Genomic DNA, 23,801 nt, shown 5'->3' with positions numbered 1-23,801 from the left:
ATGCTGCACAAAACGGATACAGGTCTGCACCCTTCGGATAGTCCGCCACAATCCCCCGACCTAGCATGGCCCTGCCTGAACAAAAACAATGGAGGCGGCGGCCATGACCCTGCGACCCGAATACCTTCACTCCTTGCTTGAAGACAATCCAGAGCAAGGCATCTATCGCTGCAAGCGCGAGATGTTTACCGACCCGCGCTTGTTCGACCTGGAGATGGAACACATCTTCGAAGGCAACTGGCTGTACCTCGCCCACGAAAGCCAGATCCCCAACAAGAACGATTTCTACACCACCACCATGGGGCGCCAGTCGATCTTTATCGCGCGCAACAAGGACGGTGAACTCAACGCGTTCATCAATGCCTGCAGCCACCGTGGTGCGACGCTTTGCCGGCACAAGTCCGGCAACAAGAGCTCCTACACCTGCCCGTTCCACGGCTGGACCTTCAACACCTCCGGCAAGCTGCTCAAGGTCAAAGACCCGGCAGCGGCAGGCTACCCGGCGAGTTTCAACTGCGAAGGCTCCCACGACCTGACCAAAGTCGCCCGTTTCGAGTCCTATCGCGGCTTCCTGTTCGGCAGCCTCAAGGCCGACGTGGTGCCGCTGGTGGAGCACCTGGGCGAGTCAGCGAAAATCATCGACATGATCGTCGACCAGTCCGCCGACGGTCTTGAAGTGCTGCGCGGTTCCTCCAGCTACATCTACGAAGGCAACTGGAAACTCACCGCCGAAAACGGCGCCGATGGCTATCACGTCAGCTCCGTGCACTGGAACTACGCGGCCACGCAGAACCAGCGCAAGCAGCGCGAGGCCGGTGACAGCAACCCGACCATGAGCGCCGGCACCTGGGCCAAACAGGGCGGCGGTTTCTATTCGTTCGACAAGGGACACATGCTGCTCTGGACCCGCTGGTCCAATCCCGAGGACCGCCCGCTGTACGAGCGCCGCGACGAGTTGGCCAATGATTTTGGTAAAGCCCGTGCCGACTGGATGATCGAGAACTCGCGCAACCTGTGCCTATACCCGAACGTGTACCTGATGGACCAGTTCAGCTCGCAGATTCGCATCGCCCGGCCGATTTCGGTCAACCGCACGGAAATCACCATCTATTGCATCGCCCCCAAAGGCGAAAGCGATCACGCGCGGTCGAGCCGAATTCGTCAGTACGAAGACTTCTTCAACGTCAGTGGCATGGCCACGCCGGACGATCTGGAAGAGTTTCGGTCCTGCCAGACCAGCTACCAAGGCAGCGTCACCACCTGGAACGACATGTCCCGGGGGGCTGAGCACTGGATTGAAGGGGCCGACGAAGCCGCGAAGGAAATCGACCTGCATCCGCTGCTCAGCGGCGTGCGCACCGAAGACGAAGGGCTGTTCGTGCTGCAGCACAAATACTGGCAGCAGACCATGCTCAAGGCCCTGGCCGCCGAGCAGTCCGCGCTGATTGCCGTGGAGGAAGTGTGATGATCGCCACCTACGACACCGTGCGGGATTTTCTCTACCGCGAAGCGCGCTACCTCGACGACCGCCAGTGGGATGAATGGCTGGAGATGTACGCACCGGACGCGACATTCTGGATGCCTTCGTGGGACGACAACGATGAGCTGACCGAAGACCCGCAGCGGGAGATCTCACTGATCTGGTATGGCAACCGCACCGGGCTTGAAGACCGTGTATTCCGCATCAAGACCGAGCGTTCCAGCGCGACCATTCCGGACACTCGCACTTCCCACAACATCAGCAACATCGAGCTGCTTGAACAGGCCGACGGGGTCTGCAAGGTGCGCTTCAACTGGCACACCCTGAGTTTTCGCTACAAGACCGTCGACAGCTATTTCGGCAGCAGTTTCTACACCCTCGACGTGCGCGGTGAAAACCCGCTGATCAAGGCCAAGAAAGTGATCCTGAAGAATGACTACGTTCGCCAGGTCATCGATGTTTACCACCTGTGAGGCAGCCGTCATGACGCATTCCATTGCATTGAATTTCGAAGACGGCGTCACGCGTTTCATCGACGCCAGTCCCCATGAAACCGTGGCGGATGCCGCCTACCGCCAAGGCATCAACATTCCGCTGGACTGCCGCGACGGCGCTTGCGGCACCTGCAAGTGTTTTGCCGAAGCCGGGCGCTATGACCTTGGCGACGAATACATCGAAGACGCCCTCAGTGCCGATGAGGCCGAGCAAGGGTTTGTCCTGACCTGCCAGATGCGCGCGCAGAGCGATTGCGTGGTGCGCGTGCCGACGTCTTCGGATGTCTGCCGTACGCGCCAGGCCAGTTACGACGGCACCATCAGCGCGGTGCGCCAGTTGTCCGACAGCACCATCGCGCTGTCGATCAAGGGCGAGGCGCTGAACAAGCTGGCGTTCCTGCCAGGGCAGTATGTGAACCTGGCAATTCCGGGCAGCGAGCAGACGCGGGCCTATTCCTTCAGCTCGTTGCAGCGTGACGGCGAAGTCAGTTTCCTGATTCGCAACGTGCCTGGCGGCTTGATGAGCAGCTTCCTCACCGGCATGGCCAAGGCCGGCGACAGCATGAGCCTGGCCGGGCCGTTGGGCAGTTTTTACCTGCGCGAAATCCGCCGTCCGCTGTTGCTGTTAGCTGGTGGCACCGGCTTGGCGCCCTTTACCGCCATGCTGGAAAAGATTGCCGAGCAGGGCAGTGAGCATCCTCTGCACCTGATCTATGGGGTGACGCATGATTTCGATCTGGTGGAACTCGATCGCCTGGAAGCCTTCGCCGCACGCATCCCGAATTTCAGCTTCAGTGCCTGCGTCGCCAGCCCTGACAGTCAGCACCCGTTGAAGGGTTACGTGACCCAGCACATCGAACCGCGGCATTTGAACGACGGTGATGTGGACGTCTACCTGTGCGGCCCGCCGCCGATGGTCGAAGCGGTCAGCCAGTTCATCCGCGATCAAGGCATTGCCCCGGCGAATTTCTACTACGAGAAATTCGCCGCCAGCGCGGCCTGAACATTGACGTAACCGAACATGCACCACCTGTAGCAGCTGGCGAAGCTTGCGGTGAGGGAGTTCCTGTGGAGAGGGGATTCCTGTGGTGAATGGATTCCTGTGGTGAGGGAATTCCTGTGGTGGGGGGATTCCTGTGGTGAGGGCATTCCTGTGGTGAGGGAGTTCCTGTGGTGAATGGGTTCCTGTGGTGGTGGGATTCCTGTGGTGAATGGTTTCCTGTGGTGAGGTGATTCCTGTGGTGAGGGGATTTATCCCCGTTCGGCTGCGCTGCAGTCGTAGAACCTGAATGCAAGGTTTCCCTGATACACCGCGTTGGCTGATTTCACGACTGCTTCGCAGCCGGACGGGGATAAATCCCCTCACCACAAAGATCCCCTCACCACAGGAACTCCCTCACCACAGGAATCCCCTCACCACAGAAATCCCCTCACCGCAGGCTTCGCCAGCTGCTACATGGCGTGTGCTCCTGATAGCGATTTGCAAAGAGATAGGTATGAACAGATTTCACGAAAAAGTCGCGCTGATCACCGGTGCGGCCCAAGGCATCGGCCGGCGCGTCGCTGAGCGCATGGCGGAGCAAGGGGCACGCTTGATCCTGGTTGACCGCTCCGAATTGGTGTTCGAGTTGCAACAGCAATTAGGCCGGGACAGCCTCGCGCTGACCGCCGACCTCGAGCAATACACCGAATGCAGCCGTGTCATGCAGGCGGCGATCGAGCGGTTTGGTCGACTCGACATCCTCATCAACAACGTCGGCGGCACGATATGGGCCAAGCCTTTCGAGCACTACGAGCCGTCGCAGATCGAGGCCGAAGTCCGCCGCTCGCTGTTTCCGACGCTGTGGTGCTGCCATGCCGCGCTGCCGTTCATGCTGGAGCAAGGCAGTGGTGCGATCGTCAACGTGTCCTCCATCGCTACGCGCAGCGTCAACCGTGTGCCCTACGGCGCGGCGAAGGGCGGGGTGAATGCACTGACTGCCTGTCTGGCGTTTGAAACGGCTGGCCGCGGTGTGCGAGTCAACGCCACGGCTCCCGGTGGCACCGAAGCGCCGCCACGGGTGATACCGCGCAATAGCGCTGAACAAAGCGCAGAAGAGAAGGTGTGGTATCAGCAGATTGTCGATCAAACCCTCGACAGCAGTCTGATGAAGCGCTATGGAACACTGGATGAGCAGGCCAGCGCCATTCTGTTTCTGGCCAGCGACGAAGCGTCTTACATCACCGGCATGGTCATGCCAGTGGGCGGCGGCGATCAAGGCTGATCCGGATCGAATCGGTGCCTACAAGCGGCGCCGAAACGCGTTGACGATTCGTAGCGTGGCGTCGTTTGTGTTGAGGTTGTTGACCGCGTCCAGCGGATGCCAGACGCAGTCGACGATCTCATTCAAAGGGCGTGCGGCGTCGTAATTCACCACCGATGCTTCGTAGACGTGGTGAAGGGTGTCGCCGGATTCCAGTTCCATCAGGTAGAGCATGTCGTCCACCCCAAGCCCGGTTTCCTCCTGAAGCTCGCGAACGGCGGCAGCCGCAACGGTTTCGTTGCGCTCGACTTTTCCGCCGGGCAAGGTCCAGCGACATCGGAATTTACGCACCAGCAGGACGTGCCGGTCCTGCTCGCAGATGACCGTCGCGCGTACTTTCATGTGTAGTTTCCATAGGCCGGCAGTCACAAGACAGTCATAAAACTGCAACAAACGCGCCTGATCGAAACCGGCGGTCTGGTCTTTGGAGTGGGCGATTGTGCCGAAAGTGCAATCTTATTTGCCGCGACGTCTGGTCGGCACCTTGGCGGCAGTCAGGTGTAAGGTAGGCACGTCAACCCTGAATATTCCTGCCTGAATGGAGGTGTACATGAGCGTTCCGATGTTGAACAAAATGCACATGAATGGTTACGACGTACTCAGCGTTAACAACGGCCCGTGGCGCGTATGCACCAAAAGTGACCGGCTTGGCGCGTTTCCCAGCCGAGAAGAAGCGTTGGCGTTTGCTGCAGCGTTGCCTGCGTATCGCGCGCGATCGTCGCGGACCGCAAACAATCAGTAGATAAGAGAAGCAAACGCGCGTTTGGATGTGGTGAGGGGGTAACTGTGGCGAGGGAGTTTACTCCCGCTGGGCTGCGCAGCGGCCCCAAAAGATGGGACTGCTGCGCAGTCCAGCGGGAGTAAACTCCCTCGCCACAGTAAACTCCTTTGCCACACATACTCCCTCGCCACAAAAGCTTCTCTTCACATAAAGCCTGTTCGGCGCCTAAGCAGCCTTGTTGCGAGTGATGGTTTTGGCCTTCACCTCTTCGGCATACCCCGCCAGTCGTGCTTCGTCCCCCTGGAACAACTCACACAGCCGCTTGGCCGCCTCCGCGTCCGCGTCATTGCCGGCCATGCGCAGTTGTTCTGCAATACGCAGCAACTCGACCGCCGACCATCGCAGATCCGAAGCAACGCCCTGCAGATCCCGCCGAAGTTGCTGTTCCGATTCGTTGAGCCACATGCTGACCTCCTGCAATAAATTCTCCGTTACGAAAGACTAGACCCAAATCAGAGGTGGGGCAGGGCGATGCCGTTATCCCTTGAGGCGCTGCCGTTGGTCGGAAACATTAATGCGAACGAAAAGGCTGGATGTCGTATTGGAATAGCGACTATTCGCAAGGGCGAGGCCACCTCAATGACGACCACCGATGATTTCAGGTTCCACGCCCATGAGCTGATCGTCGAGCTGGACGCGGCCACTACGGAAATGATGATGCTGATTTCGGCTCATCAGCTCAACGGCCCGGAATGGGAAAGGGTCACGCAGCGGCAACATGACGCCTATGAGCGTTGGATGAAGTACCTCAACGAGAGGTCCTATCCGAATGCCACGGAACCTTCCGATAACAAACCAGCTGATTAAGATTGTCTGAGCGAATGGATGTCTGCACCACGACACGCTACATTTTCCTTTTCAGGAAAAGGAAGTGTCATGCGGATGCTTATTGCGGGAGTCATGCTGGTGTCGCTGGCGGGTTGCTCGTTGCCTGCTTCCGTGGTGCCAGGGGAGCCGAATGTCAGCAAGTACAGTGAGAAGCCGCCCAAGGAATACGCGGCGTGCGTGCTGCCGTTGTGGCAGAAAGAAGTCTCGAACACCAAACAGACTTCGATTTCCAATGGCTACAGAATCAATGCGCCGGGCATCATTACGGCTGACGAGATTCTGGACATCGTGAAGTCGAAGGACGGCAGCCGGGTTTCGTTGTACCAGGGGCCACCGTGGGCAAAATCGGGAGCACTGCGCCAGGCGGTGCGCGATTGTCTCTGAGGCTTAGTCAGTGATGTCGTTCACCGGGATGGCTTGCGGGTTCACGTTGCTTTTTTTCTCGCGACGTTCATTCATCCAGTGGTCCACCTGCTCACCAAATTCCGCTGGAGCCTTGCGTCCGACCTTTCTGGCGAGATCAAGAATAGTCTGCTGAGACAACGCCTCTTCCATGCGTTTTTGCGCATTCATCATCGCGCCGTGAACCGAGCAGGGACCATCAAGGGCCCACTCGGGCGCAGTCCCTTCGAACAGGGCACAACGTCCTGGCCCCGCAGGCCGAGCTGCGCGTGCGTCCGCGATTCTACGAATCGAATGCACATCAACTGGCCGCGCCGCTTGGCGAGCTGTTCGATGCGGTTGGCGTCAAGTTCATCAAGGGCGCTGCCGAGACAATCGATGTGCAGAGCAAACAGGTGGGTTACCGCGATGATTCAGGCACCCAGCAGGTATGCAGCTACGACAAACTCGTTCTGGCCACTGGCAGCCGTCTCGCCGTGCCAAACACGGCGGGTGCGGTCGAGCATGCGTTTGATGTCGACCAGATCGAAGAAGCCGTCCGCCTGGAAAACCATCTCAAATCCTTGAAGCAACTGCCGCAGAGCAAAGCTCGCAATACCGTCGTGGTCGCCGGTGGTGGTTTTACCGGTATTGAAACCGCAACCGAAATGCCCGCTCGACTGCGTGCCATCCTCGGCGACGCTGCGGACGTCGACGTGATCATCGTTGATCGTGGTGAAAAAATCGGCGCGTCGATGGGGGCCGAGATCAGTGTTTCGATCGCTGAGGCCAGCGCTGAAGTGGGCGTTGAATGGCGCTTGAAGTCGTCGGTGGTGTCTGTCGATGAAAACGGCGTGACCTTGGCCGACGGCCAGCGAATCGACGCTAAAACCGTGATCTGGACCACCGGCGTGCGCGCCAGCTCACTGACCGAACAAGTGCCCGGTGAGCGCGACGCGCTGGGTCGTCTGCATGTGGACAGCCATTTGAAAGTCATTGGCCAGGACGACATCTTCGCCACCGGTGACGTGGCCTATGCCGCCTCCGATGACATCGGCAATCACGCGATGATGACCTGCCAGCACGCGATCGTGTTGGGCCGTCATGCCGGTAACAACGTGGCCGCGCAGATCCTCGGCGTTGATCCGACCCCTTACCGCCAACCCAAGTACGTGACCTGCCTGGACCTGGGTGCCTGGGGCGCGGTGTACACCGAGGGCTGGGATCGCCAGGTGAAGTTGGTCAGGCAGGAAGGCAAGGCGCTGAAAACCCAGATCAACACCCAGTGGATCTACCCGCCGGCGGCAAATCGTGAAAGCGCTTGGGCGGCGGCGGATCCGTTGATTCCGATTGCTTGAGGCTTTGCCTGAGAGATGTCGCCCCCTCTAATGCTGTTCACTAAGAATTTTCGAAGCGAATGAAATCCCGTGGCGAGGGAGCTTGCTCCCGCTGGGCTGCGCAGCAGTCCTTGTTTCAGAGGGCCGCTTCGCGGCCAACGGGAGCAAGCTCCCTCGCCACAGGAAACAATGTTGCGCTTAAGTAAACTGCATTTCCTCTATCGGAGGTATTTAGCGTTCAAAATAATCAACATCACCTTGCCGTTATGAAATATCCCGTGTATTTTTTCATGAAATTTGAATAATAAAATTTCATGAGGCCCGCATGTTTCAGCAATCCGATCAGCACGTCGACAGCTACTACGCCCACACCTGCGCTGATCGCCTGATTGATCGCACCCCTCTGGAAGGCGAGCACGACACCGAAGTACTGATCATCGGCGCTGGCTTCAGCGGTCTGCACACGGCGTTGCGCCTGGCGTTGGCCGGTAAGCGGGTGACGGTGCTGGAAGCCAGTCGGGTCGCCTGGGCGGCGTCTGGACGCAATGGCGGGCAGGCGATTCTCGGGTGGTCCTGTGACATGCCGCCCCTGGAAGCCGCGCTGGGTCTCGAACGCGCGCGGCGCTTGTGGGACGGTATGCGCTGGGCTGCTCGGGAATTGCGTGACTTGCCGGGTCGCCATTATTTCGATTGTGATTATCGTCCCGGCCACCTCTGGACATCAGTGATGCCGCGACGAGTCAGTCTGCTGACGGAGTGGCAACACGAGGCCAGCCACAAGTGGGGCCACGATGGATTGCAGTTCATTGCCAAGGAGCAGTTGCCGCAATGGGTGGCCAGTGATCGCTATCAGGCCGGGCTGTTCGATCCGGAAGGCGGGCACCTCAATCCACTGAAACTCGCCCTCGGCCTGGCGGCTGCCATTGAACGCGCCGGTGGACGCATTCACGAACTCAGCAAAGCGACGAGCTATCGCGAAGAAAACGGACGCTATTCCGTCGACACCGAGCGCGGGTGCATTCGCGCGGATGTGCTGGTGCTGGCGTGCAATGCCTACCTCGATCAACTGGATCCCCAGCTGTCGAGTTGTGTGCTGCCAGTCGGTACCTATCAGGTGGCCACTGAACCGCTCTCGGAAGAGCTGGCCATCACGCTGCTGCCGCGCAATGTGTGCGTGACCGACAACCAGTTCGTGCTCGATTATTTCCGCCGTACGCCGGATAACCGGCTGCTGTTCGGCGGTGGCTGCACCTACCTTGGCGGTATGCCCAAGGACATCGCCGCTGCGACCCGGCCGTATCTGGAACGCGTGTTTCCTCAACTCCAGGGTGTCGGTCTGGAATTCGCCTGGGGCGGGCACATCGACCTCACCCTCAAGCGCACGCCGGACATCGGTCGACGCGGCGATCTGTACTGGATGCAAGGTTACTCCGGGCACGGCGTACTCCCGACCCTGGCCGGGGCTCGCGCGGTGTCTGATGCGATCCTCGGTCAGCCGGATGAACTCGCGTTGTATCAGGGGCTGGTCAACGACCGCTTCCCCGGCGGCAAGTACATGGCCGCTCCTCTGGAAGCCATTGGCAAAGCCTGGTATCGCCTGCGCGACAGCCTCTGAACCGCACTATTTCTGGAAGCTATCTAGATGGACATGCAAGAAGAAATATCGGCGCTGGCGATCCTGATCCAGGACCTGCGCAAACACAAAAAGTACACGCTCAAGGAGCTGGCGGACAAAATCGGCCGTTCGGTCGGCTTCCTTTCTCAGGTCGAGCGCGGCTTGTCCCGGCCCACGGTGGCCGACTTGACCGCCATCAGCGAAACCCTCGGCGTGCCGACCACCTATTTCTACAGCCTGCCCAAACCCATGGCCCTGCCGTGGGTGACCCGCCCGGACGAACGCCGCACGTTGTACTACGCAGACGGCATCACCGACATCCTCGTCTCGCCGAAAATGCGGGCGTCCTTCTCGATGCTCGAAAGCCGGCTCGAGGCGGGTGCCAGCAGTGGTGACCGGCACATGAACGACAGCTCGGAGCAGGGCGGTTATGTCCTCGAAGGCGAGCTGACGCTGTGGCTGGATGACGATCAACCGGTCACGTTGCGCACCGGTGACAGCTTCCAGCTGGCCAGTCATACCCACTGTCGTTACGGCAATCTCACCGACCAACTTACCCGCGTGCTCTGGGTTTACACCTGATAACAACAAGGAACATTACGATGGATGCTGTCTGCTCTGATCTGGTTGCTGAAGTGCGTGCGTTTCGCCAGCGCTTTCCGGATGTGCGATACGTTGACCTGATCGCCCTGGACATCCCCGGGCATTTTTACGGCAAGCGCTACCCGATCGAGATGCTCGAAAAAGTAGCCGCCGGCAGCGTGTTGAAACTGCCGCAGAACTGCGTGCTGCTGGGCACTCAGGGTGGGCTGTTCAAAATCGGCGATTACTGCTTCAACGACGGTGACCCGGACGCCGCGCGTCGACTGGTGCCTGGAACACTGAAACTGGTGAGTTGGGAAAAGCAACCGCTGGGGCAGATGCTGATTACCTCGGACGGCACTGCCAATCCGATCGAGTTCGAACCCCGTGAAGTCCTGGCGCAGGTGCTGCAACGGCTGAACCGCAAAGGGATCTTTCCGGTGGTCGCGTTCGAGCTGGAGTTCTATCTGTTCGACCGTCAACTGCGTGACGGCCTGCCGCAGTTCCCCCGTGATCCGCTGACCGACGATGCCGATGATCAGCCGAACATGCACATCGAACGGCTGTCGCGCTTTTCAACGGTACTGGACGACATGGTCGAGACGGCGCGAGAGCAAGGCATCGAGACCACGGTGATCACGGCGGAGTTGGGGCCGGGGCAATTCGAGATCAACTTCGGTCACCTTGACGATGGCCTGCGTGCGGCGGACTGGGCGGCGTTGTTCTGCCGAAGCAGCCGAGGCGTGGCCCTCAAGCACCATTACCGCGCCAGTTTCATGGCCAAGCCCTATGTGCAGCACCCCGGCAGCGGCATGCATGTGCACGTGAGTCTTTACGACGAAGCCGGGAACAACCTGCTGGCGGCCAATGATCAGCAACCCCTGCGGCATGCTGTTGCCGGCTGTCTTGAGGTGTTGCCTCACTGCATGCCGATCTTCGCGCCAAATCACAACGCCATGCGTCGTTTGAGCGGCACGGTCAACACCGCCACTCGAGCCAGCTGGGGTTTTGAAGATCGGGATGCCTGTTTGCGGGTGCCTGATTCAGACCTGAAAAACCTGCGCATTGAGCACCGTTTGTCGGGAGCCGATGCCAACCCTTATCTGGTGTTGGCAGCCATTTTGGTCGGCTTGGAGCAAGGGCTGGAAGCCGGCCAGGAACCGATCACACCACTGAACGAAGATCGCAATAGCGGCATTGGTTTCCCGACCCAAATGCTCGAAGCGGTGCAAGCCATGCAAGGTTATGCGCCCGTTCGCGAGGGGTTGGGCGCGGAATTTGTGGACGTGTATTGCGAGAACAAACGCCAGGATCATTTGGCGTTCATGGAGGAAATCAGCGCGCGGGAATACCGTTGGTTCATGTAGTGGCATCCTTAAAAAATGTGTGGATATATAAGGACTTATAAACCTTAGTAACTTTATGGTTAATCAAAACATATTGTTACACGACGAAATATTCAGTAATATTCGCCCCGCGTTCACCACCACGGTTTATGCATTTTTAAGTCCCAGGCGTCCATCAGCTGCCTGGGATTTTTTTTGCCTGGAATTTGGCCCCACCGCTTTTCTCGTGGATGCACTCCCACAAGATGCTCGGGAAGAAACCTTGAATATCGAGCAAGTCACTCACGGCAATGCTTCCCATTTGACCTGGGTTACCCCGGACTTTTCTGCGTGCAGGCGCAGCGCCGCAAAATCCTCCTGCGCATCATCGTCCCCGTACACAAGGCCCACACCGGCGTGCAGGCAGGCGTAATACCAGGCATCGGCATCGGTCATGTATGAGTCGGGCTGGACGAACACCTGTCGGGCGTCGTTCAAGCGGTAAGTGATTTGAAAATGCAGGGCGCGCATCCGATTCTCCAGGCGAAGCCACTACGACCTTGCTGGCCTATCGCCAGTTCCCTTTCTTTTCGGATGCGCCCCATGGATTACCGCGAGGCTTGCTCCAGTACAGGTCAGCCCTTCGATTCCTTGGTCCCGAGCACATCGCGGATGCTGTCCACCACGTTGCTGTCCTTGATCACGTCATTCAACCAACCTTCCAGCGGCATGTTGCCCCATTTGATCGCGCGTTCGATCAGGTAGGGGACAGGGCTTTGCGGTTCGGTTTGTTTGAAGAACTGGGCAATGCCCGCGAGCTGGGTGAACGCTTCGTCACGGGTCAGCGGCGTGGTGCGTAGCGGGGCGGTCGAGACGTCGTGTTGAATCTGGGTCATTGCAACACCTGCAGGTTGGTCGGCAGCGCTTTGCGCGAGGGCCTGAGCGGGAGCGACTGGGGCGGGATGCAGTTCGATCCCCCGGTCCTTGAGCAGCTTCTCGGCCAGTTGGCCTGCGCGGGACAGAACGTCAGACAGCGAGGCAAAGCTCGGCGCGTCGGCACCGAACAGTCGATCAGCGGTGATCTGCAACTGTTGGCAAGCCTTCAGGCTGGCGCCAATCTCGCCGGCCTTCAGGCGCAGATGATCCGAATCGGTGAGCACCACCGAGCGCTGGAAGACTTCGGCGTTGATTTTGCCTTCATCAATGGCGGCACGCATGGCCTGGGGGTTTTGCAGTGCCAGGTTCTCGACATGCCTGGATTCGTCATACCGAAGCAAGCCGAACAGCTGGCCCTGGGTGATGGGCAATCCGCCAACGACATCGGCCAGGGACGTTTTCATCCACGCCAGGCGAGCGGCGCGTTCATCGACACCGTCTTCAAGGGACGGGTACAAGTCCGCCCAGAAAGCTTCAAGAATGCGTTCGGCCAGGGTCAGGCCGAAGGTGATACCCACGAAGTGGTATTTGTGCGCCAGGCCCTCGCTGAGCCAGGCAACGAGCATCAGGTCTTTGCTCTGTCGAGCCAGGCCTTGTGCAGCCAGGGCGATGGTCAGATCCCAATCCGAAGATTTGAGGTCGGTTTGCCAATCGCCCTGGGTGAGGTAGTCGGGGTCTGCTCGACGCGCTTCTTTCACCTGATCGAACAAGGTGGAAAAGCTCAAGTCTTCACCGCTCCCCTCATTGATGGGCGCTGTCAGTTCGGCCAGCGAAAGGTCGTTGAGAAATTCAGACATAGGGAACTCTGATCAAAATAAAAGAACACCGCGCCCAGGAACGGGCACGGTGCTAAACGCGGGCCGCGTGCGCGGCCCGCCATTACTGCAGACTTAAGCGAAAACCTTGTTGGCTGTGCGATCCCAGCCACCGGTGACGTTGCCGCCGCCCTGGCCATCGGCACGGCTCTGTTGGGTGTAGGTGGTTTTGATGCGCGCGAAGTTGAAGCTGATTTCTTCAATCGGCAGATCGCTTTCCGCTTCGTCCTTACCGCCCTGGCTACCGCCGGCAACGGTGTTGACCGAAGCCACGACCACTTCTTCCAGGTTGTAGGTCAGGTAGGTGACCTTGTCGCCACCGGCGCGGTTCACGTTCAGCTGGATCTTGGCGATGTGAGTGCCTTTGCAGCATGCTTCGAACAGCTTGGCAGTCGCTTTGTCGGCCGCTTTGCGAATGGTGAAGTTGCTCAGGACAACGCGTTCCGAAGAAGCACCGCCCGAAGAACTTGCTGTCGCAGAGGTAGCCTGGGTGGCGCCGAACTCGTAGCCCAGCACTTCGATCCAGTCCTTGTGCTTGTCGTCCAGTACTTCGCCAGGAATGCCGTCGATCTGGATGTATGCGTCAAATGCCATTTCTAATTTCTCCTTACCTACATTTAAACGGTGTGCCTGCGAGCAGTGCACAACCCTTCGTTTTAACCTCTTTGAAAACAATCAAGAGAGGTGTCTTGCCGTTGACCGGGCCTCAGATCGAGACAGCCCGGGCAGCGGTTTTTCTTCAGCAAGCGGGGCAGTGTCAGTTGACTGCCCGCACTTCGATTTCCACGCGCCGGTTAGGTTCCAGGCACTCGATAAGTTGGGCTCTTGATTGCTGCATATCGCACTTGACCAAGGGCTTGGTGCTGCCTTCACCGACCGCTTCGACCAACTCACCGGGAACGCCTTTGCCCACCAGGTACGTCTTGATGGTTTGCGCGCGTTGTTTGGAAACCTGCTGGTTGATTTGCGGGTCCCCCAGTTGATCGGCGTGGCCGGCGATGATGATCTTGCCAATGTCCGGCGTGCTCAACAGCTTGCCAGCGATGGCGCTCAGCTGGCTCTGGCCGGCGGTTTTCAGGCTTTGGAAGTCGGCACGGCCAAAGGCGAACAGCGTGTCCGACTCAAGCGTGATGGTTTCAATGGAACGCAACGACTGGGTCAGCAGGCTGTTGATGTAGTTGCGCGAGCTGGACGTCAGGAAGGCGTTATCGAGAATCCGCGGCACGTCTTCTTCGTGGATCTGATCGCTGTAGAAATTGATCTGCCGACTGGCAAATTCGTAATCCTGAGTGGCGCTTTCAGTGCCGTTGGAAGCACCGATGGTCTTGCCGGTCTGGCGGGCGATCGCCGGGTACCAATAGTCCGGGATTTTCGCCTTCAGGAACGCCGGGTCAGCCTTCTCGCGCTGGGCCCGGGAGAGCATGACGTAGGTGTCCAGCGTGGTCTTGCCGAAAGCCGCGATGGATTGCGCCCGGTTGTCGTCAGGCAGGGCCTTGGGCTCTACGCTGTCGATGCCGGTCACGGGCAGCAGTTGATTGGTGTTGCGCTGGTACACCTTCAGGGTGGTCAGCAGGTACAGCGAGCGGGTCAGGTTGTCGGCCGTGGGCTTGAGCATCACGCTTTCCAGGCGATCGAAATACTGACTGCGCACCAGTGGCTCGACTTTGTAACCCTGGTACAGACCCAGGCGCATGCGCAGTGGCACGCCTTCGCTGTGGTGTTGCGCGTAGTAATGAGCGGTCCAGAAACGCATGCGATCCAGGGTTTGCCACTCGGTGTATTGCCCGGTTGTCGCGGCGTCGGCAGACGCCGCCTGGGCCAGCTCCGTGGAGATGCTCTGCACGGTGTTGCGGTTGTTCACATAGGACCAGCCCAACAGGCCGCACAGCAACGTCGCGACCAGACCGGCGCCACCAATCCACGCTGCCTTGCGCCGACGTTCGCGGTGGTTGGTGGTGTACAGCGCCACCAGATGCTGATCGGGGATGATGACTTTTCTGAACAGACTGTTGATGAACAGCGGTCGCGGTTGCGCATCGCCGCTGACAGTCTCCAGATCACTTTCCAGCGAGAAGCGCTCGGTGACCTGGCGTGCATGCCCACCCAGTTCAGGCTGGTCGGCGTCCAATGCACTGGTGAAATAGAAGCCGCGCAGCAGTTCTGCTTTTTGATAAGGATTGGCGCGCAACAAGGCGTCGACAAACAACTGCAGCCTTGGCTTCAGTGCTGCCAGCTCCAGCGGGAAGCGATAGACCGCAGAATCCTGACGGGTGATCTGGATGTCCTGCGTCACCAATTGCTGGCTCGCCACCTGCTGCCAATAGGCAACCAGCTCATCCATGGCCACGCCGAATTGCTGGCCCCAATCGGCCTGCTCATAACCTTTATGGGCAAACGTCTTGCCCATGACTTCGCCACGGGCGACGTCATCCAGTTGGCGGTAGAAGGGGGCAAAACCCGGTACCAGGTCGCACTTGGTGAACACCAGGTACACCGGCAGCCGCACTTCCAGCAGCGCATGGGTCTCCTGAATGCGTTCTCGCAGGCGTTTGGCAATGCGTTCCTGATCGTCAAGGGACGCTTGCAGGATGTCGTGGATGCTGACGGTGACGATCAGGCCATTGAGCGGGCGACGTTGGCGGTGTTGGCGCAGCAGCTGGAGGAATGCCCGCCATTTACCGGCTTCTTCCTGGTTGTTCATGTAGCGCCCGGCGGTGTCCAGCAGGACGGCTTCGGAACTGAAAAACCAGTCGCAATTGCGTGTCCCACCCAACCCGCCCACGCGAGCGCCTTCGCGTTCTGCATAAGGGAAGTTCAGGCCCGACTGATAGAGCATCGTACTTTTGCCAGCAGCCGGCTGGCCGATCACCAGGTACCAGGGCAGGGCGTACAACGCATCCTTGGGATTGCTGCCACGCGGCTTGTTGCTGTGCAGACGCTCGATGCTTTGCAGCAGACGCTCGCGCAGCAGGCTGACTTCCTCGCGGTCCGCCGGGCTGGCGTTGAGCACAGCCTGGTCGGCGTCATCGCGCAGCAGGCCTTCGAGGTTGTGGTGTCGGGACACCCCGCGATACATCAACAGCACGTAGCCCGAAGAAAGCGCCAGGAACACACCGATGCCCGTCAGCAGGCTGTTCAGCGAGCTGAAGTCAAAGGCCCGGCCGATGCCCCACACCACAAAGATCGTGAGGAAAAAGGCGACCCCCAGAATGTAGGGTTGATAACGCAAGAAGTAATACTTGATCTTGTTCATACAGACTTCGAATCCAGGGCATCGACAAAACGGTCGATGACGTCATCAAGGGGGCGGTCGATTTCGGGAAAAGCGTGTACCGGGTGGTGCTCGTCAAACGCGTCGAAAGACGCCAGTACGTCGTAGCTTTGCGAGCGCTCACCGATACCAGTCAGCACGCGATAGGCGTCGCTGGTCGTACGTGATGCAAAGCAGATGAGTCTTGGGCGCATGAAGTCGTCGGCCAGCAGGCTGATCTGCGGCACCGCGTTGCCGGGTGTCATGCGCGTCAGCCAGGTCACCCACAAATCCGCCGTGGGATTTTTCAAACCTCTTTCCGCCGGCAACGGCAGGGCCATGCCGATTGGTGAGCCGTGTTGCAGAGGTCGTTTCAAGGCTTGCAAACGAGTGAGCACGGCATTGGTGACGAACTCCGGGTACGAGCTTTCAAGCGCGGTTGCGATGTCGCGAAGGTTGAAGTTCACGAGGAATTTTGCGTGCACGCGCCGGAACAATTCGAAGTCCTGGAGTTGCAACGGGCGCAAGGCCTTGATGCGTTCGAACAGGACCGAGGTGCTTTCCCCTTGGGCGGCCATGTGCAGCAACGGCTTGATCTGCCCGCTGAACAGTTCGCCCAGGGTGAAGGGATTGACGAACGGCTCGGCATCGCTGGCTTTTACCGTCTGGAAAATGAAAAACGGATAGCGCCGCTGGCTGGAGTCCCTGGAACTGATCAACCCGCCCAGCAACCAGTTGCCACTGCGTGCGCGGTAGCAGAAAAAACACAGCGGCAAACCGTCGAACAGCGCTCGCCAATCCTCGTGACGCTGCAGGGACGCCAAGGCACCTTGCAGCCACGCATCGAACTCGCAGACGTCGTCAGATGCGCCGTGCAGGCTGACGAAGTCCGGGCTCGCGGGCACCTTGCCGAAGCAGCCAATCATTGGCCGCGTCCCTGATTCAAGGCGAGCATGCTCACTGGACCCGCCCGCCGGAAGCATTGAGTGAACTCAGCGCTTTGACGTTGGCCAGGTCGGTCAGCTTGACCCCGCCGTAGTTACGTACGGCGAGGCTGACCTGACCGCTGGCGGTGTTCCAGCTGAACCGCTGCTGGATACCGTCCAGGTCACTGACGCGGGCACTGTCGTTCATGCGCAACAGACCCCAGCGGCCAGGATAATCGAACACGGTGATGCGTTCGCCGGTCAGCGTGACCACGTCCATGCGGGCGCCGGGTGCGGTGGTGGTGCCCGGCCACGAGAAACGACTCCAGCTGGTCTTGCCGTTGCGGTAATGCTGCACCTGACCATCGAGGGTAAAGATGATGTCGGTGAAGTAAGCCGACGGTTCCAGCATGATCTCGAAGCCGTTTTCACGGTCCGACAAGCTGGCGATCACCTGACCCAGGGAGCTGGCTTTGTCGATGCTGTTGACCATGTTCGGATTGACCAGTGGCGTCGATTTGCTCGCACTGCTCATGCCCAGGCCTTCACCCCCGGAGAGGTTGCCGATTTCGTTGCGCTTGAAGTTCGGCAGCAAGCCGGACTCCGGGTCGACGAAACGCTGCAGATCCTTGACCGAGGCTTCATTGCGGCTGCCGGCTGCAATCGGGAAACGGTGTGCCATAACCTGTTCCCAGGGCTTGGCGATCTGCTGCGCCCAGGCTTTGGCGATCTGCTCGCCGGCCGGGTCGCGCAGGGTTTCCCAGGTAAACTGGATCGGCAGACTGAACAGGCTTTGCAGCGAGGACGACAAGCCGCCCTGGCTGGTGTCGACGGTGGTCTCGACATAGTTGCGCACGCTGGTGACTTCGCTCGGCTGACCTTCCAGCGTCTCGCTGATCAATTGCTTGCTGCTTTTACCGACGTCCTGCGAACGCTGAATGTTGTTCATCCGCACCTTGAGTTTGCGCAGCGCCGCGAGGTAGCGATCCATGATGGTGCTGTCCGCGCCCTCGGCGTTCTGCACGGCGAAGACCCGGGACACCGGCTCGAAACGCTTGGCCAGGCTGCCGTCATCCACCGCTGGCAGCGGCGAGATCAGCGCATTTGGCGAAGCGTCCGGGCCGTCGAAAATACCCGTGACCTTGCCCCAGAAACCGTCATCGCGCTTGATCCCGGTTTGTTGTGTTTCCCGCGGTGCCGGCACATCCCACTGGGTGTTGTCGTTGACGGCGGTCAGCAGGATTTTCACCGGCGAGTTCTGTACGTCGCTGAGCAGTGACAGTTGCTGGGTCGCGTTGGCCATGTCGGTGAAGTGACGCACGCCGACACTGTCGATCAAGGTGTACCAGGCTTGGGTGTAATCACGCTTGTAGCGCGTCATGAATTCGCGGATGAAGTTGGCTTTTTGCACCAGGCTGTCGCCACCTTCACCATCGAGTACCCAATCCGATTCGTTGCGCAGGTTCCCTGACACCAGCTTGATCAGCTCCGGTTTCACGAACTGTTCCCAGCCCTGACGGGTGAAAATCGCCGGCACGGCTTCGGTGCCGTACAGCAGTTGACGCCCTGGCAGGGGCACCAGGTCGCTGAGGCCAAGCGCCGGAAACTGGCGGCTGGATTCCAGTTGCAGGCGCAGGTATTCACGGTCCACCAGGGAGCTGGAGATCATGAACGACTTCAAGCTGTTACGGGTTTCGCTGATCAGTTGCTCGTTGCGTGGCAAAGTCGGGGCCTGACCATTCTTCAGCAGTTGCACGTAGACCGGCACGTTGTCCTGAATGACGTCAGCGCTGACAGGATTCTGCTCGCTGGCGGTGTTGGACCAGGCCGCCGGCAATGCGGCGCCGACGAACTCAGGTTCCGGGTGCGCATCGGGTTGGGTCAGCATCAGGTACAGCTTGAGGGCGTTGTAGGACTCGATGATCGATGCGACCTGGCGTTCGTCCAGTCGGCCCAGCATTTCCTCGGACAACGACAGCCCGCCCGTGGTCGCCGACAGATCGGCCGCGTCACTGGCGGTGGCCGGGTTGCGCAGCGCGGTCATTGCATCGCCGCGCGCTTTGTTCGCCGCACCTTTGGCCGCACCGCTCAAACGGCTGGTGACTTCACCGGTGCTGCGTGGAACGCTGCTCAAACGGGTCGGCAGTTTCAGGCCCTGGACCCGCGCTTTGGCGGACGGCCTGCCCGTCTTGGCCGGCGCTGTTGCAAAGCTGTTCTGCGGGTCCATGGTTTTTGCGAACTCGTTGAAGGCACGCATCTGCAATTGAAGTTGCAGCGTGACGGGCTCCAGTGCCTGGGTGCGCAGTTGCTGCAAATAAGCGTTCTGAGCGACGAGGTAGATGTCGTCACCCCGATAAAGACCTGCACTCAGTTGCAGCGGCACCCCTTTGGCGCGGTGCTTCTCGATGACGGCAAGTTGATCACGGAGCAATTCCAGCCCTTGGCCCGAGGCAAGCAATTGCGCCCGGTCCGGAGATTGCTGCAATTCATTCAACTGATCGCGCAACGAGGCCAGCCATTGACGGTTGTTCTGGAACGACAGGGCTTGCCAGCCGATGAACGCCAGGCCCGCCAGCAGCGCTACACCCAACACGACAGGGCTCAGGGACTTGTTTCGGCCGAAGCGTGACTGGTACAGCGTCAGGTCGCGGTCCGGAAAAATCACCCGGCGGAACGTATCGGTAATGAAGTAGCTGCGGTCGCTGATCTTCTTGCCGCTGCTGTCGTTATCCAGGGCGGTTTCCGGCTGCAGGGCAAACGACTCGGCGAGGTCGTCTTCATAGACCTGGCTCAGTTGCTGATCGGTTTGCAGTGCGCTGGTGAAATACAGGCCGCGCAACAGCAGGGGCGAGCCGGCATGCCGGGTGTCGGCGAAGTGCTGGAGGAATTGCTCCAGCACCACAGACAGTTCGGAGAAATAGTTCGGGAAGTTCAGCAGCGCACTGTTGGCGTCCGCGCCCAACGCAATCATCTGCGCGTCGACGTGACGGCGGATATGGCTGTGCAGGTTGGCCAGCTTGGCATCCAGCACCGGGCGAAGGCCCTGGTTGCGGATCTCCGACAAGCCGAACGTCATGCCCAGCGGTTGCTGGCGCTCATTCAGGTCCAGGCCTTCAAAGGCCTGGCTGAAGCCCGGCAACTGGTCGGTCTTGCTCAGCATCAGGTAGATCGGTGGATTGGCGTCCAGGCAATCGGTGTATTCCTCGATGCGCGACACCAGCTGTGCCGCCAGCGCGTTACGCTCGTCAGCGCTGGCCGCGAGCAATTCCGGCAGGCTCACTACCAGCACCAGACCGTTGACCGCTGCTTTGCTGCGTTGCTTTTTCAGCATCTTCAGGAAGGCGGCGAACTCGCTGGCGGACTGGTCGTCGCGCAGATACCGACCGGCCGTATCGATCATCACGGCCTCGGGGCTGAAGTACCAGTCGCAATGCTGCGTGCCGCTCTGGGTGTCGTTGGCGCTGTTGGCGATGCTCGCGGACAGGCCGGAGCGGGTCAGCAGCGAGGTCTTGCCGGCACCGGACATGCCGATGACCAGGTACCACGGCAGATCGGACAGGGCCGAAGCACCACCGCCACCGGCCGAACGATCGGTGCGCAGCATCGCGATGGCATGCTTGAGGCGTTCGCGCAGCACTTGCTGATCGCGGAACTCGCCGGTGGACTTGAGCGAGCGATCGACCTCGATCTGCACCAGGTTCTCAAGGTTGTGTTCAGCGCGGATTCGCTTGTACTGACGCAGCACAATGATCAGCAGGTAGAACGCACTGATGATCGCCATCGCTTCCAGCGTATAGCCACGCAACCCACTCACGTGCGGTGCCACGAACCAGCACACGGCCAGGCTCGCCAGCCACAGCACCGGGATGACGAACCAAAAACTTTTTAACAAGCGCAATAATGTCTTCATGTCTTCCTGACTCGATTACCTGACCTGGGATCAGGCACTGAACAGCTGGCTGATTTGTTCGGACAGTGCGGCTACGTCCTTGGCCAACAGCCAGTCCAGCGTCAGGTAAACACCCACGCAGACCAGCGCAATGAGCGCCAGGTAGAGCCAAACGGGTACTTCGTGTCGCAGCATCTGCGAGACCTGATCGGGCAAGGCCCAGTCAGGTGAAAGCGCTTTGGGCGTTTTTTTATAACGGGCGATGTCCTGGCCCAGGGTATTGGCCAGGTAGCGCAGCTGGTCTTTCTGACCGAGGCTGAATTTGCCTTCGAAACCCAGCGCCAGGCACAGGTGGTACACCTCGAGCACGTCGAGGTTCTTTTTGACGTCGCTGCGCAGCGAATCGATTTTTTCGAAAAAGCCTTCACCCGCCAGGTGCACGCCGAAATAACGGAACTGCAACGGCTGCAGTTCGAAGTGGCGCCGCAGTTCGTTGTCGCCGGAACGCAACACGCTCTCGTCGAGGAACGCACACAAGGCGTATTGGGTGTCCTTGACCTGTTCAACGCTGTAGTTGGCGCTGCGGGCTTCGCGCTCCAGGTTCGAGAAGAAGTTGTCGACGCTCGCCTCGAAGGCCGTGACCGACGTCACTTGCCGGCCCTTGCGTACGATCAGCGCCATGCTGATAAAGTCTTGCACCAGGTCTTTCAAACCCGGTTTTTCGGTTGCGGCCGTCACGGCGCCTTGCATTACGGCTTCAGTCATTTGAGTACCGCCATCAGTTCAAGCTTGAGATTGGTAAAGGCGCTGGGTGCGTAAAAAGAGATGGCCTGGGCACTCATCATTCGTTCGTACACGCGGCCATGGGGCTCGATGGAGAAATAGTGATTGTCCAGTCGCACCGGAATCGCATTGGGCAGGCGGGTCGAGTGATTGAGCGTGACCCCCGGCATGGCACTGTTGACCACGACTTCGATGTCTTCCGGCGAACCCACCTTGAACGCGCGCGGCACCAGTTCCAGCAGACTGGAACCGGGCATGTCGGCGTGCACGGAAATATAGAAATCCGCCTCGGCCAGGCGCGGGTCGAGCAATTGGCCCTGCCAGTACGAAGGCTTGGTCTGGGTCAGGTTGATCACGACACACTGGTTGGGCACGACGTTGTCGAGCAGCACCCGGATCATTTCATCGAGCTTGACCAGCGAGGCCGCCGGGTCGTGGTGGTCGTACTCGGGAATATCATTGAGTTGCGTGTCCAGCGAGAACGTCAGCAATCCACCGGCCAGTTCGGCCAGAAACAGGTACAGGCGCTCTGGGTGCAGGCGAGGGTGAGCGAGCAGGTGCGCCAGGCTCGGGTGAGCGCGGTTGACCGTGTTCAGCAGCCAGAACAATGTCACGTCGCTGGAGCCAAATTCGGCAATCTGATCCGCCCGTTCACGACGACGGCCCGACAGTGCCTTGCTTTTGGATTGCAGGGCGCCGAGCAGGCGTTTGCCCAGGCCGATCAGCGTTTCATGGGTACCGACGTGCAGCGTGGGGTGCACGAAGTGCGCATCGAGGTTGAAGCCGCCGATGTTGTTACGCGACAGCCGGGCGATCGGGCAGTAGCTGTAACCGTCCAGGTTGTCGCCGTCGATCAGCATCACGACGTTCAGGCGCAGGCTGGTGATTTCGTTTTCCAGGTCGCCTTCGTTCAAATCCGGCAAGGTATCGAACTGCTTGCGAAAACGGCGCGCGCTCTTTTGTTCCTGGCCGTCTTCAACGTAGTTCATGCCGAAGGGCTCAGGCAGTTTCAGCGCGGCGTAGACCTTCAGGTCGTTGCCTTTGAGCAGGTCTTTCAAGTCACGGGCGGCCGGCAGCGGATCATGCTGCGGCGCGTCGAACAGGCTGCCGTCCGGGAACACCAGCTTCAGTCGCTTGAGTTGCAGGGAGCCGGTCGCGAGGGCTTCTTCGTCAACCTGGAGCATTTGCACGCCCCAATGAAACGGCGTGCTGCGCAGTGTCGACTCCGCCAACTGATGCTGGTGGAACTCATCCTGGTATTGGAAATGCTGCGGCAAAAGGAACATGCCCTCCGACCACATCACCCGGCTCTGCTTACTCATGAACGCCATCCAATAGAGAGTTTAATTTTGATTCGGTCGCTTTCTTCGCGGAGCTGGTCGCGGTGTCTTCCGCTTGCTGCAGGGCAGCGTCCTGAAGGCGTTGGGTCAAGGTGTTTTCTTCCGGCGAAGTGGCGGCCTGGGCGAGTTGTTCGGCGGTCTTGGGTTTGTTCAAGACGTCGACGCCGGCAACGGCCGTGACCGTGTTGTTGTCCACCAGCACCCGCAGGCCATCGGCGGAGAACCAGATACCTTCCTTGCGCAGGGAGTTGGCGTCAAACGCGACTTTCCAGCGACTGTCTTCATCCGAGCGGAAAAACGCGGCGACGCCGACATAGCTCGCGGCCTTGTTCAACGGCCAGCGGTCGACTTGACCCATGCCGGGCAGCAGGGTGATTTCGCGGTTCTCGATCAAGGTATTGCCGAGGGCTTTTTGCGGGTCGTCCCACAGGGAATCGGCGTCGGTGGACGAAAAGCGCTCCAGGGAACTGAGCTGGTACACGCGAATCACCACGGACAGCGGCTTGCCGGTTTCGTCAGGGTTGAGCTGGTTGCCGCCGTCGGACGTCAGGATGACCTTTTCGTTATCGTCGAACAGCATGTCGCCAGCCCACGTGTCGTCAACGCGCTTGCCGACACGGTCGGTGACGCCACAGGCCGTCAGCACCATCATCATGGCTGCAGCGATCAGGCATTTTGCAAATGCGGGTTGCGCAGAGCGCTTCCTTGCTTGTTGGTTATCCATGAGGGTTACCTT

21 protein-coding genes and 3 pseudogenes are annotated in these 23,801 nt (G+C 59.5%); 12 read left to right on the top strand and 12 right to left on the bottom strand.

What is annotated here, in order from left to right:
* The first annotated feature begins 103 nt into the window (after nt 1-103).
* The 4 genes from benA (at nt 104) to AC3ZVB_RS14005 (ending at nt 4,238) form a co-directional block, all read left to right on the top strand.
* A complete protein-coding gene (gene benA / locus AC3ZVB_RS14020) occupies nt 104-1,465 on the top strand; it encodes a benzoate 1,2-dioxygenase large subunit (RefSeq protein WP_490146835.1) in 1,362 nt (453 codons plus the stop codon).
* Nucleotides 1,465-1,953 (top strand): benzoate 1,2-dioxygenase small subunit, encoded by a 489-nt coding sequence (benB, locus tag AC3ZVB_RS14015; protein WP_490146834.1) that lies wholly within the window; start codon nt 1,465-1,467, stop codon nt 1,951-1,953. Before benA ends, benB begins: the two co-directional genes overlap by 1 nt.
* Before the next feature lie 10 nt (nt 1,954-1,963).
* Nucleotides 1,964-2,977: a benzoate 1,2-dioxygenase electron transfer component BenC gene (gene benC, locus AC3ZVB_RS14010; protein WP_490146833.1), complete on the top strand. Its 1,014-nt coding sequence runs from the start codon at nt 1,964-1,966 to the stop codon at nt 2,975-2,977.
* A 493-nt stretch (nt 2,978-3,470) separates the two neighbouring features.
* Nucleotides 3,471-4,238, top strand: a complete 768-nt coding sequence (locus AC3ZVB_RS14005; protein ID WP_490146832.1) for a 1,6-dihydroxycyclohexa-2,4-diene-1-carboxylate dehydrogenase — start codon at nt 3,471-3,473, stop codon at nt 4,236-4,238.
* Nucleotides 4,239-4,256: 18 nt separating this feature from the next.
* Here the strand turns inward: AC3ZVB_RS14005 and AC3ZVB_RS14000 are convergent, their stop codons facing one another.
* Nucleotides 4,257-4,619: an NUDIX hydrolase gene (locus tag AC3ZVB_RS14000; RefSeq protein WP_490146831.1), complete on the bottom strand. Its 363-nt coding sequence runs from the start codon at nt 4,617-4,619 to the stop codon at nt 4,257-4,259.
* Nucleotides 4,620-4,827: 208 nt separating this feature from the next.
* Between AC3ZVB_RS14000 and AC3ZVB_RS13995 the strand changes: the two genes are divergently transcribed.
* Together AC3ZVB_RS13995 and AC3ZVB_RS13990 are read left to right on the top strand one after the other, a co-directional pair.
* Complete coding sequence (locus AC3ZVB_RS13995) at nt 4,828-5,019, top strand: DUF2188 domain-containing protein (protein WP_194693649.1); 192 nt, start codon at nt 4,828-4,830, stop codon at nt 5,017-5,019.
* 42 nt (nt 5,020-5,061) lie between these two features.
* Nucleotides 5,062-5,154 (top strand): annotated as a pseudogene (locus AC3ZVB_RS13990) (N-acetyltransferase); the annotation flags it as partial.
* A gap of 69 nt (nt 5,155-5,223) precedes the next feature.
* On the opposite strand, the gene AC3ZVB_RS13985 reads toward AC3ZVB_RS13990, so the two are convergent.
* Nucleotides 5,224-5,463, bottom strand: a complete 240-nt coding sequence (locus tag AC3ZVB_RS13985) for a hypothetical protein (RefSeq protein ID WP_490146830.1) — start codon at nt 5,461-5,463, stop codon at nt 5,224-5,226.
* A gap of 174 nt (nt 5,464-5,637) precedes the next feature.
* On the opposite strand from AC3ZVB_RS13985, the gene AC3ZVB_RS13980 reads away from it, so the two are divergent.
* Together AC3ZVB_RS13980 and AC3ZVB_RS13975 are read left to right on the top strand one after the other, a co-directional pair.
* Entirely contained in the window at nt 5,638-5,865 is a 228-nt protein-coding gene (locus AC3ZVB_RS13980) for a hypothetical protein (protein ID WP_162440577.1), read from the top strand.
* 69 nt (nt 5,866-5,934) lie between these two features.
* Nucleotides 5,935-6,270 (top strand): hypothetical protein, encoded by a 336-nt coding sequence (locus AC3ZVB_RS13975; RefSeq protein ID WP_162440564.1) that lies wholly within the window; start codon nt 5,935-5,937, stop codon nt 6,268-6,270.
* Between the two features lie 3 nt (nt 6,271-6,273).
* Here the strand turns inward: AC3ZVB_RS13975 and AC3ZVB_RS13970 are convergent.
* Nucleotides 6,274-6,603 (bottom strand): annotated as a pseudogene (locus AC3ZVB_RS13970) (RrF2 family transcriptional regulator); the annotation flags it as partial.
* Between AC3ZVB_RS13970 and AC3ZVB_RS13965 the strand changes: the two are divergent.
* The 4 genes and pseudogenes from AC3ZVB_RS13965 to AC3ZVB_RS13950 all read left to right on the top strand — a co-directional run.
* Nucleotides 6,531-7,625 (top strand): annotated as a pseudogene (locus AC3ZVB_RS13965) (NAD(P)/FAD-dependent oxidoreductase); the annotation flags it as partial. The pseudogenes AC3ZVB_RS13970 and AC3ZVB_RS13965 sit on opposite strands and share 73 nt — an antisense overlap.
* A 304-nt stretch (nt 7,626-7,929) precedes the next feature.
* Complete coding sequence (locus AC3ZVB_RS13960) at nt 7,930-9,219, top strand: NAD(P)/FAD-dependent oxidoreductase (protein WP_490146829.1); 1,290 nt, start codon at nt 7,930-7,932, stop codon at nt 9,217-9,219.
* 27 nt (nt 9,220-9,246) lie between these two features.
* Nucleotides 9,247-9,801 (top strand): helix-turn-helix domain-containing protein, encoded by a 555-nt coding sequence (locus AC3ZVB_RS13955; RefSeq protein ID WP_162440568.1) that lies wholly within the window; start codon nt 9,247-9,249, stop codon nt 9,799-9,801.
* A gap of 20 nt (nt 9,802-9,821) precedes the next feature.
* Complete coding sequence (locus tag AC3ZVB_RS13950; protein WP_162440569.1) at nt 9,822-11,168, top strand: glutamine synthetase family protein; 1,347 nt, start codon at nt 9,822-9,824, stop codon at nt 11,166-11,168.
* A gap of 261 nt (nt 11,169-11,429) precedes the next feature.
* Here AC3ZVB_RS13950 and AC3ZVB_RS13945 read toward each other — a convergent pair whose 3' ends face one another.
* From AC3ZVB_RS13945 to tssJ, 9 genes are all read right to left on the bottom strand, one after another.
* Entirely contained in the window at nt 11,430-11,657 is a 228-nt protein-coding gene (locus AC3ZVB_RS13945; protein WP_162440571.1) for a DUF6555 family protein, read from the bottom strand.
* 104 nt (nt 11,658-11,761) lie between these two features.
* Nucleotides 11,762-12,859 (bottom strand): type VI secretion system protein TssA, encoded by a 1,098-nt coding sequence (tssA, locus tag AC3ZVB_RS13940; protein WP_490146828.1) that lies wholly within the window; start codon nt 12,857-12,859, stop codon nt 11,762-11,764.
* A gap of 93 nt (nt 12,860-12,952) precedes the next feature.
* On the bottom strand, nt 12,953-13,471 hold the full coding sequence (locus AC3ZVB_RS13935; protein WP_162439829.1) for an Hcp family type VI secretion system effector: 519 nt from the start codon (nt 13,469-13,471) through the stop codon (nt 12,953-12,955).
* A gap of 163 nt (nt 13,472-13,634) precedes the next feature.
* Nucleotides 13,635-16,130, bottom strand: a complete 2,496-nt coding sequence (gene tssM / locus AC3ZVB_RS13930) for a type VI secretion system membrane subunit TssM (RefSeq protein WP_490146827.1) — start codon at nt 16,128-16,130, stop codon at nt 13,635-13,637.
* Nucleotides 16,127-17,053 carry a type VI secretion system-associated protein TagF gene (gene tagF, locus AC3ZVB_RS13925; protein WP_162439827.1) on the bottom strand — a complete coding sequence of 309 codons (927 nt, stop codon included), beginning with the start codon at nt 17,051-17,053 and terminating at the stop codon, nt 16,127-16,129. Before tagF ends, tssM begins: the two co-directional genes overlap by 4 nt.
* Before the next feature lie 31 nt (nt 17,054-17,084).
* Nucleotides 17,085-20,963, bottom strand: coding sequence for a type VI secretion protein IcmF/TssM N-terminal domain-containing protein (locus AC3ZVB_RS13920; protein WP_490146826.1), 3,879 nt, complete (start codon nt 20,961-20,963; stop codon nt 17,085-17,087).
* A gap of 30 nt (nt 20,964-20,993) precedes the next feature.
* Nucleotides 20,994-21,707 carry a type IVB secretion system protein IcmH/DotU gene (gene icmH, locus AC3ZVB_RS13915; RefSeq protein WP_162439825.1) on the bottom strand — a complete coding sequence of 238 codons (714 nt, stop codon included), beginning with the start codon at nt 21,705-21,707 and terminating at the stop codon, nt 20,994-20,996.
* A complete protein-coding gene (tssK, locus tag AC3ZVB_RS13910; protein WP_162439824.1) occupies nt 21,704-23,047 on the bottom strand; it encodes a type VI secretion system baseplate subunit TssK in 1,344 nt (447 codons plus the stop codon). The genes icmH and tssK overlap by 4 nt, the downstream gene beginning before the upstream one ends.
* Nucleotides 23,040-23,789 (bottom strand): type VI secretion system lipoprotein TssJ, encoded by a 750-nt coding sequence (tssJ, locus tag AC3ZVB_RS13905; protein ID WP_490146825.1) that lies wholly within the window; start codon nt 23,787-23,789, stop codon nt 23,040-23,042. Before tssJ ends, tssK begins: the two co-directional genes overlap by 8 nt.
* Nucleotides 23,790-23,801 lie beyond the last annotated feature (12 nt).

This window comes from Pseudomonas sp. MDV22-iso1 (assembly GCF_058145095.1).
The sequence above is the reverse complement of the archived record's forward strand: the minus strand, read 5'-3'. Positions and strand labels throughout refer to the sequence as shown.